This window comes from Streptomyces sp. NBC_00572 (assembly GCF_026341815.1).
Classification (GTDB): Bacteria; Actinomycetota; Actinomycetes; order Streptomycetales; family Streptomycetaceae; genus Streptomyces.
Genome location: NZ_JAPENX010000001.1, coordinates 6,461,521 through 6,479,485, shown reverse-complemented (window position 1 = coordinate 6,479,485; position 17,965 = coordinate 6,461,521). Strand labels below are relative to the sequence as shown.

The 17,965-nt window shown below is 71.8% G+C and carries 15 protein-coding genes; 9 read left to right on the top strand and 6 right to left on the bottom strand.

What is annotated here, in order from left to right; all coding sequences use genetic code 11:
- The first annotated feature begins 213 nt into the window (after window positions 1-213).
- The gene (locus OG514_RS29415; RefSeq protein WP_266899999.1) at window positions 214-1,773 is read left to right on the top strand and encodes a polysaccharide lyase family 1 protein; all 1,560 of its coding nucleotides are present in this window, start codon (window positions 214-216) and stop codon (window positions 1,771-1,773) included.
- Window positions 1,774-1,891: 118 nt separating this feature from the next.
- Here the strand turns inward: OG514_RS29415 and OG514_RS29410 are convergent, their stop codons facing one another.
- On the bottom strand, window positions 1,892-2,572 hold the full coding sequence (locus OG514_RS29410) for a hypothetical protein (protein WP_266899998.1): 681 nt from the start codon (window positions 2,570-2,572) through the stop codon (window positions 1,892-1,894).
- Between the two features lie 131 nt (window positions 2,573-2,703).
- Here OG514_RS29410 and OG514_RS29405 point away from each other — a divergent pair, with 131 nt between their 5' ends.
- Both OG514_RS29405 and OG514_RS29400 read left to right on the top strand, forming a co-directional pair.
- On the top strand, window positions 2,704-3,063 hold the full coding sequence (locus OG514_RS29405; protein ID WP_266899997.1) for a hypothetical protein: 360 nt from the start codon (window positions 2,704-2,706) through the stop codon (window positions 3,061-3,063).
- A gap of 116 nt (window positions 3,064-3,179) precedes the next feature.
- Window positions 3,180-5,894, top strand: a complete 2,715-nt coding sequence (locus tag OG514_RS29400; protein WP_266899996.1) for a patatin-like protein — start codon at window positions 3,180-3,182, stop codon at window positions 5,892-5,894.
- Between the two features lie 187 nt (window positions 5,895-6,081).
- Here the strand turns inward: OG514_RS29400 and OG514_RS29395 are convergent, their stop codons facing one another.
- The 5 genes from OG514_RS29395 to OG514_RS29375 form a co-directional block, all read right to left on the bottom strand.
- On the bottom strand, window positions 6,082-6,795 hold the full coding sequence (locus tag OG514_RS29395) for a TetR/AcrR family transcriptional regulator (RefSeq protein WP_266899995.1): 714 nt from the start codon (window positions 6,793-6,795) through the stop codon (window positions 6,082-6,084).
- Between the two features lie 105 nt (window positions 6,796-6,900).
- Window positions 6,901-8,529: an FAD-dependent monooxygenase gene (locus OG514_RS29390; RefSeq protein ID WP_266899994.1), complete on the bottom strand. Its 1,629-nt coding sequence runs from the start codon at window positions 8,527-8,529 to the stop codon at window positions 6,901-6,903.
- A gap of 98 nt (window positions 8,530-8,627) precedes the next feature.
- Entirely contained in the window at window positions 8,628-9,668 is a 1,041-nt protein-coding gene (locus tag OG514_RS29385; RefSeq protein WP_266899993.1) for an NAD(P)-dependent alcohol dehydrogenase, read from the bottom strand.
- Between the two features lie 51 nt (window positions 9,669-9,719).
- Window positions 9,720-10,493, bottom strand: coding sequence for an SDR family NAD(P)-dependent oxidoreductase (locus OG514_RS29380; RefSeq protein WP_266899992.1), 774 nt, complete (start codon window positions 10,491-10,493; stop codon window positions 9,720-9,722).
- A gap of 9 nt (window positions 10,494-10,502) precedes the next feature.
- Complete coding sequence (locus OG514_RS29375) at window positions 10,503-11,147, bottom strand: TetR family transcriptional regulator (protein ID WP_266899991.1); 645 nt, start codon at window positions 11,145-11,147, stop codon at window positions 10,503-10,505.
- Between the two features lie 309 nt (window positions 11,148-11,456).
- Here OG514_RS29375 and OG514_RS29370 point away from each other — a divergent pair, with 309 nt between their 5' ends.
- The 6 genes from OG514_RS29370 (at window position 11,457) to OG514_RS29345 (ending at window position 17,747) form a co-directional block, all read left to right on the top strand.
- Window positions 11,457-12,095, top strand: coding sequence for a beta-glucanase (locus tag OG514_RS29370; RefSeq protein ID WP_266901003.1), 639 nt, complete (start codon window positions 11,457-11,459; stop codon window positions 12,093-12,095).
- A gap of 250 nt (window positions 12,096-12,345) precedes the next feature.
- Window positions 12,346-13,128: a hypothetical protein gene (locus OG514_RS29365; RefSeq protein WP_266899990.1), complete on the top strand. Its 783-nt coding sequence runs from the start codon at window positions 12,346-12,348 to the stop codon at window positions 13,126-13,128.
- Between the two features lie 221 nt (window positions 13,129-13,349).
- Window positions 13,350-14,390: an N-acetyl-gamma-glutamyl-phosphate reductase gene (gene argC / locus OG514_RS29360; RefSeq protein ID WP_266899989.1), complete on the top strand. Its 1,041-nt coding sequence runs from the start codon at window positions 13,350-13,352 to the stop codon at window positions 14,388-14,390.
- Window positions 14,387-15,538 (top strand): bifunctional glutamate N-acetyltransferase/amino-acid acetyltransferase ArgJ, encoded by a 1,152-nt coding sequence (argJ, locus tag OG514_RS29355; RefSeq protein ID WP_266899988.1) that lies wholly within the window; start codon window positions 14,387-14,389, stop codon window positions 15,536-15,538. The genes argC and argJ overlap by 4 nt, the downstream gene beginning before the upstream one ends.
- Before the next feature lie 17 nt (window positions 15,539-15,555).
- Window positions 15,556-16,539, top strand: coding sequence for an acetylglutamate kinase (gene argB / locus OG514_RS29350; RefSeq protein WP_266899987.1), 984 nt, complete (start codon window positions 15,556-15,558; stop codon window positions 16,537-16,539).
- Entirely contained in the window at window positions 16,536-17,747 is a 1,212-nt protein-coding gene (locus OG514_RS29345) for an acetylornithine transaminase (protein WP_266899986.1), read from the top strand. Before argB ends, OG514_RS29345 begins: the two co-directional genes overlap by 4 nt.
- Window positions 17,748-17,965: the final 218 nt, after the last annotated feature.

Sequence of the window (17,965 nt, the reverse complement as noted above, 5' to 3'; positions counted from 1 at the left end):
CCTTGCCACTCCCCCGGGGTCACCCTATTCTCCCGGAAAGAAAGCGCTTTCTGTCCGTCCATGGGCCGCCCCGCCGAAGGCTGCCCATGGACGGTTTCTTCTGCACCGAACGGCGTTCCACAGGCACGGCACGGGCGCAGCGCGGCACCGCGTTGCGCGAGCACGGCACGCAGGAACAACCCCCAGCGTTCGAAGACGAAAAGGACGGCGAGCATGAAACGACCAGTCGCACTCCGGCTCCACGCGGCACTGGCCACCTTGGCCCTCGCGGCCACGACCGGCGTGGTGCTGTCGATGCCCCAGGCATCCGCGGCGACCGGCGGCCCCACCGGTTACGCCACGCAGAACGGCGGGACCACCGGCGGCGCCGGCGGGCAGACCGTGCGGGCCACCACGGGAACCGCGATCCACGCGGCCCTGTGCGCACGGGCCAGCAGCAGCACGCCGATCACCATCGAGGTCGAGGGCACGATCAACCACGCCAACACCGCGAAGGTCTCGGGCACCAGCTGCAACACCGCCGCCGGCGTGATCGAGCTCAAGCAGATCAGCAACGTCACCCTCGTCGGGGTCGGCGCAGGCGCCGTCTTCGACCAACTCGGTATCCACATACGCGAGTCCAGCAACATCATCATCCAGAACGTGACGGTACGGAACGTCAAGAAGTCCGGCTCGCCGATCTCCAACGGCGGTGACGCCATCGGCATGGAGAGCGACGTCCGCAACGTCTGGGTCGACCACACCACCCTGGAGGCGTCGGGCGGCGAATCGGAGGGCTACGACGGCCTCTTCGACATGAAGGACAACACCCAGTACGTGACCTTGTCCTACAGCGTCCTGCGCAACTCCGGCCGTGGCGGCCTCGTCGGTTCGAGCGAGACCGAGCTGTCGAACAGCTTCATCACGTACCACCACAACCTGTACGAGAACATCGACTCGCGCGCCCCCCTCCTGCGCGGCGGCACCGCCCACATGTACAACAACCACTACCTACGGATCAACGAGTCCGGCATCAACTCCCGCGCCGGGGCGCACGCCAAGGTGGACAACAACTACTTCGAGGACTCCAAGGACGTCCTGGGCACCTTCTACACGGACGCCGCCGGGTACTGGCAGGTCGGCGGCAACATCTTCGACAACGTGACCTGGTCAGCCCGCAGCTCCGACAACAACCCGGCCGGACCGGACCCGCAGTCCAACACCACCATCGCCATCCCGTACGCCTACACCCTCGACGCCGCCGACTGCGTTCCGAACCTTCTCAGCCGAACGGCAGGAGCCGGCAAGGGGCTTCAGGTGTCGGACGGCAGCTGCTCACCGCAGACCCCCACACCCACCCCCACCACCCAGCCGACCACTCCCACGCCCGGCCCCACCACCCCCACGCCCGAACCCACCCAGCCCGGCGGAACCAACCTCAGCATCGGGGCGGGCTCCGACGGTTCGAGCAAGGCCGACGGCACGAGCTACGGCAACGTGCGGGACGGCGACCTCGGCACCTACTGGTCACCGGCGGGCGCGACCGGATCGGTGTCGATCAAGTGGGGCTCCGCCACGACCGTCTCCGGAATCACCATCCGTGAGGCGGCGGGCTCGGCCGGCGCGATCGGGTCCTGGAGGGTCCTCAACGGCGACACCGGAGCCGTCCTCACCTCCGGCAGCGGGGCCGGTGTCATCGCCGTCCCCCGCACAGCACTGAAGAAGATCACCTTCGAGATCGTCGGCTCGACCGGCACGCCCCGCGTCGCCGAGTTCGAGACCTACGCCGGATAGTCGCTCCGGGGTCCGGCAGACCGGTCCGGTGGACCGGTCTGCCGGACCGGCGGGCGCCCTGCTGGTCCGGTGGACCTGGTCTGCCGGACCGGCGGCGCCCCGCGCGCGTACCTCCGGTTCAGCTCACGAACTCCCGGTCGCCGTAACGCACTTCGGCCTCGTTCCAGTCGGCGCCGAGCGACACCGTGAACTTTCGCGCCAGGGGCAGATCGGCGATCGGGGCGACCAGGACGAGGCGGCCGTCGAGGGTGACCGAGCCGCCACCCAGCTTCTCCCGGGCCTCGGGGTCGGCCACCAGCGCCTCGCGCAGGCTGCTCGCCCGTACGCCGGGCACCTCGATCTCGACCGCGTCGGTCTCCGGTGACGTCCTCGGCAGACAGCGGAAGGTGAGCACGGACTCCTGGTCGTACTCCTTGGCGATGACGCCCGCGATGTGCTGGAGACCGTCCCGCCCGACCCTGTTGACGTCGAACTCCCGGGACCGCTCGTACGTGGCCTGCTTCAGGTCGTCGGACCAGAAGACGCCGTCGAGGAGCGTCGAGGCGGCCGGCCGCGCACCGTGGGCGCGGATGATCGCCCGCACCTCGTGGTCGAAGCGCGTCAGACGGGTCCGGAGCCGGGGGTCGTCCGGGTCCGTGATGATCGAGGTGTTGTCGGTGGCGAAGATCTCCGCCGTCGGGCAGTCCTGGTCGACGGGGGCGGCCTGGGTGCTCTGCGCACCCGTGACGCCGAGGACGAGGGCGGCGAGTCCGGTGGCCAGGATGTGGATCCGGCGCCTGGTGGTGGTCACGTTATTCATGGCGTGACCAACGAGTCGGGCCGGTGATCGTTGCGTCACCCACCCGGAGATGAGTACCTGTGCTCATCCCCGGCCGGGGCCGCCGCTCCTACCGTGTTCTCACGGCACAAGACGGAGCGGAACGAGGTCTCATGAGCACTCGGATGCGGAACGCCCCGGGCGACACCCGGCGCAGGTGGCCCACGGGATACCTGGTGACGATCGCGGTGCTGACCGGGGGCGGCCTGATGATCGACATGTTCGCCTTCTACCTCTCGATCTTCGCGACCGACAGCTGCGGCACCGACAACCCGGCTCCCGTCTGCACCACGTTCGGAATGCTGTCGATGTGGGCACTGCCGTGGATCGGTCTCGGCGTCGCCACGGCAGTCTCCACAGGGCTCGGGCTGATGGCCTGGCGGCGCGGCCGTACACCGTGGGTGCATCTCCCGCTCGGCGTCCTGCTGTACCTGGCCTCGCTCGTCGGCGCCTGGACGATCATGGTCTCGTGAGTGGGGACTCCGGATCGGGCCGACTCCGGCGTATACCGCCGGCCGGGCGACCCGGAGCGACGGACACGCCGTAGACATGACTCCGACGTATGCGTGAATATGCATACTCTGCGGACATGACGGCTCTCGAGCAGACACGTCTTGCCCTCGTTCTCAACGGCGGTGTGAGCCTGGCCGTCTGGATGGGCGGGGTGACGCACGAGATCGACCTCCTCCGGCGGGCCTCCCGCGCCGTCCATTCGGGCATCCCCGAACACGTCGACCCGAGCGACCGGCCCGTCTTCGAGCTCTGGGAACGTGTCGTCCGCGAGGCGAACACACATGTCCTCGTCGACGTCATCGCGGGCACATCGGCCGGCGGCCTCAACGGCTCCCTGCTCGCTGCCGCGATCGGTCGGGGAACAGCACTGCCGAATCTGCGCAGGACGTGGCGCAACGCGGCAGCACTCACGGACGACAAACTACTGAGGAACCCGCCGCACAACAGTGTCCTCGACGGCCGGTTCTTCCACGAGACCATCAGCGACATCCTGCACGGCATGGACGGGAGCGAGCGCGACGCCGAGCCGGTGACGCTCTTCGTCACCGCGACAGCGCTCGACGGCCTGCCCGAGGATTTCCAGGACGGCTTCGGCGGCCGCTTCGACGTGGCCGACCACCGCAGGATCTACAAGTTCCAGCACGACCCGGACGCGGTCGTCTTCCGCAAGGCCAGTGCCCCGTGCGAGATCTGGAAGACAGAGCCCCAGGGCCGCAGGGACTTCCTGGACGACAAGGTTCTTGACCGACTCAGCCTGGCGGCCCGCGCCTCAGCCGGATTCCCGCTGGCCTTCGCACCCGTCGACGAGTCGCCCCTGCTGGAACAGCGTGTCCGGCCCCACCCCCAGATCCCGAGTCGCGGCCGGGACCGGGCCAGTTGGATCGTCGACGGGGGCCTGCTCAACAACGCTCCCTTCGGGCCGGTGCTCGAAGCGATCTCGGACCGGCACGTCGACGGCCCGGTGCGGCGAGTCCTCGTCTTCGTGGTGCCCTCGTCCGGCGTCGCCCAGCGGCATGTCGAGAACCGGCCCCCGCGGGCCACCGAATGGCCGTCGGTCCTCGGCACGGCCATCAACTACCCACGCGAGGCGGACTTCCGCACCGGCACGACCGAGCTTCGCGAGCGCATGGGCAGACACTCCCACACCCGCCACCAGGATCTCTTCGAGCGACAGCTCGACCCCGAGAAGGGGGAGGCCCAGCGCGCAACCCTGCTCACCGTCGCCGAGCACCTCTTCACCGAGTACCGGCACAGCCGCATCGTCGCCGCCGTGTGGAAGATCCGGCAACTACGGGAAGAGGGACGCGGGGTCAGGCCCCTGATCGGCATCCCGCACGAGAAGGCCGAGGTCATCCTCGAAACCGGCGCACCGCCGAAGGGATGGGTGCCGGCGTCCGCGCTGGCGCTGCGCGAGCCGAGCCCCAGCCCCTGGGAGTGGGGCGTCCACGGTGTGGAGCGACTGTTGTGGACACTCGTGGCGGACCTCGAACATCGACTGAAGGCGACGAGGGGTGAGGGGACCGCGCCCCCCTGCGACCCCACCCAGGAGGAGGCACAGGAACGGCAGCTGGAGGACCACCGTCTCGCCGGGGGCCTGGAGGAACTCAGCACCTGTGTCAGGGACGTGCACGCCGTGATCGACCGCGTCTTCGGGCTGCTGCGCAACGCCGCCACGGCCGGAGGCGATCCCGCCAGGAGGAAGGGGGCCGACCGAGGTCCGCTCGCCACGATGAACTCGATCTACCAGGAACTCGGCCTGGACCGTGTCCTCGGCGAGCAGGTCGAGGCGGCCCTCGACGCCTACGCGAGGGCGACGGCCGGCCCCGGCAAGGATCCGGAGCGGCCGGACGAAGAGCGCCGGCGGTCCGTTCTCAAAGCCTGCCTCGTCGCCGAAGTGGTCGCAGAGTCCTTCTCCTCACCCGAGGAGTTGGTGGAGCACACGTCCCAGTTCGAGTTCCTGCGGCTGGGCCCTGACGCGCACAGTCCGGTCTTCCCCCTGGACAAGTACGCGCCCCTCGGCGAGCGCAAGCTGTACGGGGTCCGCCTCGACCACTTCGGAGCGTTCGTCGACCCGCTCTGGCGCGAGTCCGACTTCACGTGGGGGCGGCTCGACGGAGCGCACCACCTGCTGCGCCTGTTCGTCGCGGGCCACCAGGAGCGCCGCTCCCTCGAACTGGAGCTGCACGAGGCCATCCTCGCAGGCGAGATCGGCAGGGAGCGGATGAGCCGCAACCTCGACGAGCTCTCCGAGCCGGACGACAAACAGCTGTTCACCGACTATCTGAAGACCGGCCAGGGACGGCACACCGCGGGAAGGATCCTCGAAGCGGTGCTCAGCATCCTGGTGGGCAAGGGCTCCCCGATCCACGGGCCCTGGGCGGAAGCGGGCCGGACCATGTTCTGGCGGGGGTTCGGCCGCAAGGTGCCCCCGGTGCACTGGCCATGGCCGTCCCGGCTCGCCGGCCTGCCTGGACGATGGCTCTGGTGGTGGCGGGTCACCAAGGACCCCGCCGCGATCCTGCAGTGGACGGTGTGGACGGCCATCGTGTCGTACGGCGTCGCCGTCATGGGCGCCGTTGCGGTCGCGGGCCTCATCAAGTGGCTCTGGCACGACGACTGGGGCTGGCTCATGCTGGTCCTCGCCGGTCTCGGAGTGGCCCTGGTGTTCCTGGCCGAGTTCCTGGCCACCGTGGCCGTCAGCTGGTGCACCAAACGATGGCGGCAACGGCGAGCGCGACGGCACGAGAAGAAGTGCGCCGGCACGGAGCGCCCCGCCGGGGAAGCCGGCTGAGCGGTCCACTCCGGATCACCTGATGGTGGTCCGGGCGTCCGCGGCGAGGCCTGCCGGAGATTCTCCGGGCATCGCCGTCTATCGCGGCGAGGCCGTCGGCCTTGACGCACCTCAGTGCCTCGAAGCCCATGTGTACGGCGGCCTCGACGAGTGGGGCCTCCGCGGCGGCTGATCGACAAGACACCCCCTAGGCCGGGGCGAGGTGCGTGAGGCCCTGTACGAGGAGGGTGAGGCCGAAGTCGAACTCCTCCGCGACGGCCACGGAGGTGAGGGACCGGGCGGCCTGGAGGAGGGCGGGGTAGGAGGCCGGGTCGAGGCCACCGTAGAAGGCGGCGAGTTCGGCGCCGTGGTCGGGGGCGGCGGCAGGTCCGTACTGCTGGGCTGTGAAGCCGATGACGTAGTGCGTGACGGCGGTGAAGGCGCGGGCGGCCAGGTCGGCCGGCAGGCCGTGCGTCAGCAGGGTCGCCAGGACGCGTTCGCGTCGGGCGAGTCCGTGGGGGCCGACGGGGACGTACGCCATGAGCAGCGGCAGGGTGTTCGGATGGCGGCGCAGGGTGTCGTGGAACCGATGGGCCGTCACCGTGAGCGCCTCGCGCCAGTCGGCGGAGCCTGCGAGCGCGTCGAGGTCGACCTCGCCCAGGACGCGGTCGACGACGTACGCCAGGATCTCGTCCTTGCCGTCGAAGTGCCGGTAGAGGGTGGCCGTACCGGAGTTGAGGGCCTCGGCGAGCATGCGCAGGGAGAACGCCTGGGTGCCGTGCTCGTCGACCAGGCGCAGGGCCGCGGTGACGATGTCCGCGGTGTCGAGCGAGGGCCGACCCCGCCGGGGCGCGGCAGAGGCGGGGGCCGGGCGGGCGGCCCACCAGGCCGGGCTGCCGGGGGGTGGCGGGGTGGCGGCCATGCGGTGGGGCCCTCTCTCGCTGTGCCGGGGCGGCGCCGCCCTGCGCGTCGCGGCTCCCGGCGGCCATCCGTGGTGCGGTGACACCGTATCGGTCGACCGGCCCTGTCAGGACTCGGCCCCGACCCCGGCGGTCATCAGGCCGATCGTGGGCCGCGGATCCGACGTGCCGTCGCCGCCCGGCCCGTCCGCCGTACCTGCGACGTGACCGATGTGACCGACGTAGCCGTCCGGGCGGATGAGTACGACGGCGTCCTCGGTGATTCCGTACGCCGCGAGCAGGGCCGCTTCCTGTGCTGTACCGGGTGTGGTGTGCGGCAGCACGGTGTGGCGGCGCAGCGGGACACCGCCGGGCGGCCAGGGTAGGCGGTCGACGGCGGCCGCGGCGCGGGCTCCGAACGCGAGGGCCGTGAAGTGCGGGCCGCGAAAGAGGTCGAAGAGGCGGCTCGCCGTGCCCATGGCCCCGGGCAGGGTGGCGTCGGGGGCGCGGTCGCCGCAGCGCAGCGTCGCCGTGCGGGCCGCGTCGGCGGGGGCGAGCGGGCCGCCGAAGTAGGAGATGCCGAGCTGGTGTTCGTCCGGGCCCCGGGTGAGCCCGCTGGGACGAGTGCGGCGCAGGCCTTCGTACAGCTCGGTGGAGCGGCCGAGGACCTGGGCGGCGACGGGTCGCCGCTCCTGCTCGTAGCTGTCGAGGAGTGCGTCGTCGGCGCCTGCGAGGACCTGCTGGAGTTTCCAGCCGAGGTTGTGGGCGTCCTGGACGCCGGTGTTGAGGCCCTGCGCCCCGGCGGGCGTGTGGACGTGGGCGGCGTCGCCGCAGAGCAGGAGCCGGCCGTTGCGGTAATGCTCGGCGAGGCGGATGTTGGGGCGGAAGACCGAGGACCAGCTGATGTCGCGGAGGGTGAGGGAGGGTCCGACGCGGCGGCGCAGGAGGGTGGTGAGTGCGGTCCCGGTGAGGTCGACAGGGTCGCCGGGCCGGACTTTGATCATGATCTGGAAGCGGCCGTCGGCGCCGGGCAGGGGGCAGGCCGCGACGCTGCGGCCGCGGGGGCGGGGCCAGATGTGCCAGTGGTCGCGGGAGAGGCCGTCGACGGCGGCGTCCACGAGGATCATCCGGTCGGTCTCGTCGGTGGTGCCCTCGAAAGCGATGCCCGCGGCCTTGCGGACGGTGCTGGAGCCGCCGTCGGCGCCCACGACGTAACGGCTTCTCAGCAGCCGGCCGTCCTCCAGGCGTACCGTGCACGCCTCCTCGTCCTGGGTGATCTCCACGGCGCGGGCGCCGAAGTCGACGCGTACTCCCAGGCGTTCGACGGCGTCGTGGAGGAGGGCGGTGGTGGCGTACTGAGGGAGCAGGAGAACGTCGGGGTAGGGAGTCCCGATGCTGTCCGGGGCGGTGGCGTGCATCCGCCAGCCCTTGGTGAACGGGCCGAGGTGCAGTCCCATCGGAGGGTAGGGGCCACCTGCCGCGCGGGCGGCGTCGGCGAGGCCCAGGTCGTCGAGGACTTCCAGGGTGCGGGGCTGGACGCCCTTGGCACGTGAGCCCTGGAACCGCTTCTCGTCGCGCTCCACCAGGCGTACCGCGATGCCTCGGCGGGCGAGGTCGAGGGTGAGGGCGAGCCCGACGGGTCCCGCGCCGATGACGGTGACGGCGGTGACGGCGGTGTCTGCCGCCTTCACCGCCATGACCGCCGTCGTCTCTGTGACCTCCGCGACCACCGCGACCGCTTCCTTCGCTTCCGGCATGTCCGACGCTCCTTGCCGTCCCCCGGGTGCGCGCAGGGGTACGCGCACCTCGGTTTTACGGATACAACGTATCCGAAAGCTCGGGAGATCGGGCGCGCTCAGCCGTGCGGAAGGATGACCGCCCTGCCGTTGACACGTCCCTCGTGGAGCCGCTCGTAGGCCTTCGGCGCCTCGTCCAGGCCGTACGTCTCGACGTGGACGTCGACCGCGCCCGAGCGGGCCAGGTCGAGCACCTCGATCAGCTCGGGCCGGGTCCCCCAGTACGGGGAGGTGACCGAGACCTCGTACGGCAGGGCGCCGAATCCGACGGGCAGGGTGCCGCCGCCGAGACCGACGATCACGATGTCGCCCTCGACCGCGACCATCGCGCCGGCGGCCGTCACGGTGGGCTGGACGCCCACGAAGTCGAGGACGACCTCGGCACCGCGCCCGCCGGTCAGTTCGCGGACCGTGGGGGCTGCCGCGGCGTCGGAGAGGACCGTCTCGTGCGCGCCGACGGTGCGGGCGAGGGCGAGCTTCTCCTCCGAGACGTCCAGGGCGATGACCCGGGCCGCCGTCACGGCCCGCAGGAGCTGGACGGCGACGTGGCCGAGCCCGCCCGCGCCGATGACGACGGCGGTGCTCCCGGGAACCAGCTTGGGGAGGGACCGCTTGACCGCGTGGTACGGGGTGAGGCCGGCGTCGGTGAGCGGGACGGCCTGGACGGGGTCGAGACCGCCGAGCGGGACGAGGTGGCGGGAACTGTCGACGATCATGTACTCGGCGATGGCGCCCGGGGCGCCGAGTCCGGGCGGCCTGATGCCGAGTTCGGCGGCCCGCAGACAGTAGTTCTCCTTGCCTTGGGCACACATGAAGCAGCTGCCGCAGCCCCACGGGCCGTAGACGGCGACGGCGTCACCGACGGCGAATCCCCCGGCGCCGGGGCCGAGGGCGGCGACGGTGCCGACACCCTCGTGCCCCAGGGTCAGCGGCAGCGGAAAGGGCAGCTGGTCGGCGGACCAGCTCATGACCGCGATGTCGGAGTGGCAGACCCCGGCGGCGGTGATCTTCAGGAGCACCTGGCCGGGCCCGGGTTCCGGGTCGGGAACGGTGACGACCTCGGGCGGGGCGCCGACCGTGCGGTACTGCAATGCCTTCATGACGCTTTCCTCTTCCTCTCGCGTGGCGCGGACGTGCGGAGTCGGGGTGCCTCAGCGGGCGGCGTAGGCGCCGTCGACGAGGTGGTAGCTGCCGTGGACGAAGGACGCACGCTCCGAGAGCAGGAACGCGGCGAGCTCGGCGACCTCCTCGGCGCGGCCCAGTCGGCCCGCCGGATGCAGGGCGACGAGGGCGTCGTAGGCCTCCTGCCCGATGCCGGCGAGGAGGGGCGTGTCGATGTAGCCGGGGCCGACGGCGTTGACGCGTACCCCCTGGGAGGCGTACTCGAGCGCCGCCGTCTTGGTGAGGCCGACGACGCCGTGCTTGGCGGCGACGTACGCGGCGCTGCCGGCGGAGCCGTTGGTGCCGAGGATGGAGGACATGTTCACGACGGCACCGCCGCCGGCGGCCAGGATCGCGGGGAGTTCGTGGCGCAGCGAGTGGAAGACGCCGTCCAGGTTGGTGGAGACGACGCGTCGCCACTCCTCCGCCGGGGTCTCGGCGAGCGGGACGCGCGCTCCGGCTACGCCCGCGTTGTTGACGGCCAGGTGGAGGCCGCCGAAGGCGGCGACCGTGGCCTCGACGCCCGCCCTGACGGAGTCGTCGTCGGTGACGTCCATCCGTACGGCGAGGGCCTTGGCGCCCCGATCGGTCAGTTCGGTGACGGCTTCGGCCGCGCGGTCGGCGTCGTGGTCGGCGACGGCCACGGCGGCACCGGCGTACGCGAGGCGGCGGGCCACGGCACGTCCGATGCCGGAGGCGCCGCCGGTGACGAGCGCGATCCTGCCGGCGAACTCCTGGGGGTCGATGGTCCGAGGGTGCGTCATGGTGGTTCCTTACAGGGGTGTACGGGGTTCGTCCGTGGGGGGTGGTTCCGTCGCGAGCAGCGCGAAGGCCTCCTCCACGAGGGTGGGCAGCGCCTCCCGGGGGCCGCCGAGCACCCAGGCGCGGGTGGCGGCCAGGAGCGTGGCGGCGCCGGATCCGACGGCGACGGCGGGCCGCAGGTCGCCTTCGGGATCGACGCCGAGTCGGGCCGCGACGAGCCGGACCGACGCGGCCTCGCCCTCCAGGAGGATCCGGCGGAGCACGGCGCGCAGGGACGCCTCCCCCTCGGCGAGAAGCAAGAGCTCCCGGACTCCGTCACGGCGGTGCCAGGCCGGGGCGACAGGGTCGGCGAGCCAGCTCCGCAGGGCCGCGCGGTAGGCGGTGAGCGGGGCCTCGCTCGCGGGACGGGCCGCGAGGGCCTCGTTGATCCGTGTGCAGTCCGCGCGGATGCCGTCGAGGACGGCCTCCTCCTTGGAGGCGAAGTAGCGGCTGAAGGTGCGTCGGGAGACGCCGACCGTGTCGGTGACGTCCTCGACGGAGACCCCGGCCGTGCCGTGCTCCAGGACGAGCTTCAGCGCGGCCTCACCGAGTGCCTCCCGTGTCCGCAACCCCTTGGGGCCGCGCCGCGGGCTGCGGCGTTCTCGCTCCGTGCCCATATTTGCACCGTACACCGATTAATGTCCCAGTGGGACATTAGGGAGATCTAGGCGCTGTGGCGATGAAACCGACACCGCGGAGACCAACACTGTTGTGACGACTTGTCGCCAATGAGTGACCTTCCTTGCATGGATGGGGCAGTGTGGGGCAATTCGCTTACGGGCCGACGTGTGCCCGTGCGAGAGGAGCGTGCCGTGCTGTCCGACTTCTTCGACCGGCTGTTCAGACGCGGCACCGACTCCGACTCCGACGCAGGAGCGGTCGGAGGAACGGATGGGCGGGGGCCCGCGCACTCACCGGGGAGGCTCGTGCTCGACGCGGACTTCTCCTCCGCCGAACAGTGGGTCGCGGGCCGTTCCTGGGCCTATCCCGACGGCGGGCCGACCAATCCGGGCGACAACAAGCTCGACCACCTGGTGGAGGACTCCTCGTACAGCCGGACCGGGATCTTCCGGGCAACCCGCCGCCCGGACGGGAACTGGAACGCGGGGCTGCTCACCACGGAGGGCAGCGCGGAGGCCTTCCTGGTGCAGACCGATGACGTCCTGGAGGCGCGCGTGCGCCTGCCCGCGGAGACGGGCGCCTGGCCGGCGATCTGGACCTGGCTCGACGGGGGCCAGGAGATCGACGTCTTCGAGTACCACCCCGACAATCCGGACCTCCTCGAACTGTCGAACCGGATCCGGGGGCGCCACCTCTATTTCCGCGACCCCGCCGTACGCCCCGGGGCGTGGGTCGACCTGCGGGTCGAGTTCGGCGCCCGGAACGTGGTGTGGTGGGTGAACGGCGCGCGGGTCTTCGACGACCGCCGTGGGGTGGGGCGTTCCTGGCGGGCCCACCTCATCGTGAACCTGTCGGTCTGCGCGGGCCGTTACCACCCGGCGCCCACCCCGGACACGTCGCAGATGTCGTACGAGGTGACGGCGTTGCGCGTGTACAGGAACTGAGCTCGCTTCGGATCGACTCGCATCGGGTCAGGCCCGCGGTCGCGCCGGCGGGGCTCCGCATCGTCCGCGCGGACGGCCGGCGGGAGCCGGGCGGTGACGTGACGGGCCACCCGCGCGGGCGCTTCGCTCGTGGGCGACGCGCGCGATGGAGGGGGGATGCGGGCTCTGAGCGAACGGGCGTTGCGTAGGCTCGAACAGAACGTTCCGCGCACCCGCACCGTGCCGCCCGTACGACGAGGAGGGCCCCCATTTGAACAGCGCCGACGAGGGACGGCAGCAGCTCGACGCGGCCAGCGTCCTCAACGCGAAGAGCACGCTCCTCCAGCTCCTCGCCCGGGCAGGGGTCTACACCGGTGACGCGGAGGAGCTCATCGGGCTCGTCGAGGCCGGCGCGCTGGCCCTCGCGCACGCGGAGATCACCGAAGCCCGGCGCAGCGCCCCGGAGCCGACGGAAGCACAGGAGGGGCAGCAGGAGGCGGAAGAGAGGAAGGAGGAGCCGAGGAAGGAGCCCTACGCGTCCGGCTGGGCCGACGGCGTCCTGGCCGTCACCGAGGAGCTCGGCGCCATCGCCGAGCGGGCGCTGGTCCGCGCCGTCACCACCGCCTCGTCGACCGAATCCCCGGACGAGCGCTCCCCCGTCCGCAGGGCGGAGATGGAGCGGGCCAGGGTGGCCGTCACGCCGCTCTACCTCTCGTACACCGATGTGTCCGACCTCGACCCCGAGGTCACCGAGCAGGTGCTCGGCGCGGTCCTGCGCACGATGAGTCCCCGACAGCGGGCCGGATACCCGGGGCGGCTGACGGAGTTCGCCACCGCCCATCACGCGCACCTGGAGCGGCTGTACGCGGAGTACGGCCCCGGCAGCCCGATCGCGATCCACGGCCGCTACTCCCTCATCCACTCCCCCACCAGCGTCGCCGTCCTGGAACGTCTCGCCGTGACACCGTCGGCCCTGCACGAGGAGTGGGACGCGGCCGAGCTCCCGCCGGCCTGGCTGGACGGGCTGACGACGGCGTGGGGGTCCCCGGCCTGACGACGGCGCAGGGGTCCCCGCCCTGACGGGCGGTGATCTCACCGTCAACTTGTCCCACCTGATGAGCAGTTGCCCTCGCCCACCCCACCGGCGTGCGAGATCGCGGCAGTTCCGCACCAGAACTACTTAGGTTAGGCTAAGTTAAGTTCCTGTGCGCCGACTTGGGGTGACCACCCCCCGTCGTGTGCCACGTCCCCATTCATCAGGAGAGACGGAAGAGCATGACCTTACGGGTCGCGGTGGCCGGAGCCAGTGGCTACGCGGGTGGGGAGATCCTCCGCCTGCTTGCCTCACATCCCGGTGTCGAAGTCGGCGTTCTGGCCGCGCACAGCAGTGCCGGGCGCACCCTCGGACAGGTGCAGCCCCAGCTGGCCTCGTTCGCCGACCGGGTGCTGGCGGAGACATCGGCGGCGGCGATCGGCGGGCACGATGTCGTGTTCCTCGCCCTGCCGCACGGGCAGTCGGGGGCGCTCGCCGGGGAGTTGGGCGGCGGCACCCTCGTCGTCGACTGCGGGGCGGACTTCCGCTTGCGCGACCCGGCCGAGTGGACCCGTTTCTACGGCACCCGGCACGCGGGGACCTGGCCGTACGGACTTCCCGAAATGCCCGGCGCCCGGGACGAGTTGAAGGGAGCCAACCGGATCGCCGTGCCGGGGTGCTACCCGACCGCGGTCACCCTCGCGCTCTACCCAGCACACGCCGCGCGCCTGGTCGAACCCGAGGTCGTCATCGTCGCCGCCAGCGGGACCTCGGGCGCCGGGAAGTCGGCCGCGCCTCATCTGCTCGGCTCCGAGGTGATGGGGTCCATGACCCCGTACGGCGTCGGCGGCGGCCACCGCCACACCCCCGAGCTGACGCAGAACCTGTCCCTGGTGGCGGGCGAGCCGGTGACCGTGTCCTTCACCCCGACCCTCGCGCCCATGCCCCGCGGCATCCTCGCCACCTGCTCCGCCCGGCTGCGCCCGCACGTGGCCGCCGACGGCGGTCTCGACGAGGTGCGCGAGGTCTTCGAGGCCGCGTACGCCGACGAACCGTTCGTCCGGCTGCTACCGCAGGGCCAGTGGCCGTCCACGGCCTCGGTGCTCGGATCCAACACCGTGCAGGTGCAGGTGGCCCTCGATCCGGCCGCCCGCCGCCTCATCTGCGTGAGCGCGATCGACAACCTGACCAAGGGCACCGCCGGTGGCGCGGTGCAGAGCATGAACATCGCCCTCGGCCTGCCCGAAGGGCTCGGCCTGCCCATGAATGGAGTGGCTCCGTGACCGTGACCGCCGCCCGAGGATTCCTCGCCAGCGGGGTGGCCGCCGGCATCAAGACGTCCGGCGATCCCGATCTCGCCCTGGTCGTGAACCAGGGCCCCGCACCGGCCGCCGCAGGAGTCTTCACCTCCAACCGCGTCCAGGCCGCACCGGTCCACTGGTCGCGCCGGGCCCTCGCCGACGGCAGGGTCTCCGCGGTCGTCCTCAACTCCGGCGGCGCCAACGCCTGCACCGGCCCTGCCGGAGCCGACGACGCACGGACGATGGCCGAGCTCACGGCCCTCGCCGTCGGTGTCGCTCCGGCCGACGTGGCCGTCTGCTCCACCGGGCTCATCGGTGTCCCGCTGCCCATGGACCGGATCGCGTCCGGCATCGCCCTCGCGGCGGACCGCCTGACCTCCGACGGCGGCCGGGACGCGGCCGTCGCCATCAAGACGACCGACTCGGTGCACAAGACCGCGGTCGTGTCCCGGTCCGGCTGGACCGTCGGCGGGATGGCGAAGGGCGCGGGCATGCTCGCCCCCGGTCTCGCCACCATGCTCGTGGTCCTCACCACGGACGCCGTCGCGGCGGGGCCGGCGCTCGACTCCGTGCTGCGCGCGGCCGTACGGACCACCTTCGACCGGGTGGACTCCGACGGCTGCATGTCCACGAACGACACCGTGCTGCTGCTCGCCTCGGGCGCCTCCGGGGTGACCCCGGAGGACGAGGACCTCACCGCGGCGGTGCACGCCGTCTGTCTCGACCTGACACGGCAGCTGATCGCGGACGCCGAGGGCGCGTCGAAGGAGATCGAGGTGGCGGTCGTCGGCGCCGCGTCCGAGGAGGACGCCGTGACCGTGGGCCGCGAGGTGGCCAGGAACAACCTCCTCAAGTGCGCCCTGCACGGCGAGGACCCCAACTGGGGCCGGGTGCTCTCGGCCATCGGCACGACCGACGCGGCCTTCGACCCCGACCGCCTGGACGTGGCCATCAACGGCGTCTGGGTCTGCCGGGACGGCGCGGCCGGGGAACCCAGGGAGAAGGTCGACATGTCGGGCCGCCTGATCACGATCACGGTCGACCTGCGCGCCGGGGACGCGTCGGCCGCGATCTGGACCAACGACCTGACGGCCGAGTACGTGCACGAGAACAGCGCCTACAGCTCATGAGCGGAGGGGGTACGGGAATGAGGACGCTCGGTGAGCAGCCCGCCGTGCGGGACGCGGAGGGTGTGGCCACCGTGCGGGGTGCGAGGGGGGCGACCGCCGGGGTCCTGCCGACCACGGACGTCCCGTGGTCGGAGGAGCTCCAGGGTCGGACCGTCGTCCTGAAGTGCGGGGGCAGCACCCTGGTGGACCCCGCTCTCCGGCGGTCCTTCGCCCAGGACGTCGTCGAGCTGTGGCATGCGGGTCTGCACCCGGTCGTGGTGCACGGCGGCGGTCCCCAGATCAGTTCGATGCTCGACCGGCTCGCCCTGGAGGTCCGGTTCGAGGCGGGCATGCGGGTGACGACGCCGGAGGCCATGGACGTGGTCCGCATGGTGCTCACCGGGCAGGTGCAACGGGACCTGGTCGGTGCCATCAACGCCCACGGGCCCTTCGCCGTCGGCATGTCGGGCGAGGACGCCCACACGTTGACCGCCGTACGCCGCCCGGCCTGGGTGGACGGTCGGCCGGTCGACATCGGTCTCGTCGGCGACATCGTGAACGTCGCGCCGGACACCGTCCGGAACCTCCTCGCCGGAGGTCGCATACCGGTCGTCTCCCCGGTGGCGCGCGGCACGGACGGGCAGATCTACAACGTGAACGCCGACCTCGCGGCCTCGGCCCTGGCCGTCGCCCTCGGCGCCGACCGGCTCGTGATGCTCACGGACGTCCCCGGGCTCTACGCCGACTGGCCGCGCAGCACCGAGGTGATCCCCCGGCTGACCGCCGGCGAACTGGACGCGCTGCTGCCCGGTCTCGCGGGCGGGATGCTGCCGAAGATGGAGGGCTGCCTGCGGGCGGTCCGCTCGGGAGTCGGCCGGGTCCACGTCCTCGACGGTCGCACGCCGCACGCCGTCCTCCGGGGCGTCCTCACGGAGGAGAACCCCGGCACCACGGTCCTGCCCGACGACGCGCAGGACCACGCACAGAACCGATCGAAGGACGACGAGGAGATCCCCGCATGACCGGCTCCACCCCGCTCACGGACCGCTGGCGTGCCGTGATGATGGACACGTACGGAACTCCTCCGCTGGCCCTGGTCCGCGGCGAGGGCTGCACGGTCTGGGACGAAGCCGGCCGCGCGTACACGGACTTCACCGGCGGGATCGCCGTCAACACGCTCGGACACGGCCATCCCGCCGTGGTCGCGGCCGTCACCGAGCAGGTCGCGCGGCTCGGTCATGTCTCGAACCTGTTCGTCGCCGAGCCGCCGGTCGCCCTGGCGGAACGGCTCCTCGGACGGTTCGGCAGGCCGGGCCGGGTGTTCTTCTCCAACTCCGGGGCGGAGGCGGTCGAGGCTGCGTTCAAGGCCGCCCGGCGGACCGGGCGCACGCGGGTCGTCGCGATGGAGGGCGGCTTCCACGGCCGCACGATGGGCGCCCTCGCGGTCACGGGTCAGCAGGCGAAGCGCGAGCCGTTCCTGCCGCTGCCGGGGGACGTGACCCATGTGCCGTTCGGCGACGTCGAAGCGCTGCGCGCGGCCGTCTCGCAGGACACGGCGGCGGTCTTCGTCGAACCCGTACAGGGTGAGGCGGGCGTGATCCCCGCGCCCGACGGGTTTCTGCGGGCCGCCCGCGAGATCACCCGCGCCGTGGGGAGCCTCCTCGTCCTCGACGAGGTGCAGACCGGGATCGGCCGGACCGGGCACTGGTTCGCGCACCAGGCCGAGGCGGGTGCGGACCCGGACGTGGTGACCCTGGCCAAGGGGTTGGGGGGTGGCCTTCCGATCGGTGCCACGGTCGCGTTCGGAGCGGCCGCCGAGCTGCTCGGTCCCGGCCAGCACGGGTCCACCTTCGGCGGCAACCCGATCGCCTGCGCGGCGGGTTCGGCCGTCCTGGAGACCATCGCGGCCGAGGGCCTCCTGGAGCACACCGTGCGCATGGGTGAGCTGCTGCGGGCCGGGGTGGAGGCGCTGAAGCACCCCCTGGTGGCGGAGGTGCGGGGCGCGGGGCTGCTGCTCGGTGTCGTCCTGACCGAGCCGGTCGCCGCCCGGGTCCAGGGCGCGGCGCAGGAGGCCGGGTTCCTCGTCAACGCCGCCGGTCCCGGGACCGTACGCCTGGCTCCGGCGCTGACGGTCTCGGCGCGCCAGATCGGGGAGCTGGTGGAGGCGCTGCCGGGGATCTTGGACCGGCGCCAGATCGTGTCCGACCCTGATCCGGCGGACAGGTCGTAGCCCAATCGCCTGGCCCTGGGCGGCGTGGGGGCAGATATGACCTCAGACGCCCCTGGCGGAAAATAGATTGACGACTTCCTGGCCCAAGTCGGATACCAGCGCGCCGACTCGACGTATCTGGAGCAGCTGCAGGCGCCCCCTACCACTCGCCGACGCTGATCAGTGTGAGGGCGCCGTCGTCGGGTTCGGCCCGCAGCAAGACGACGGGCGTCAGGGTG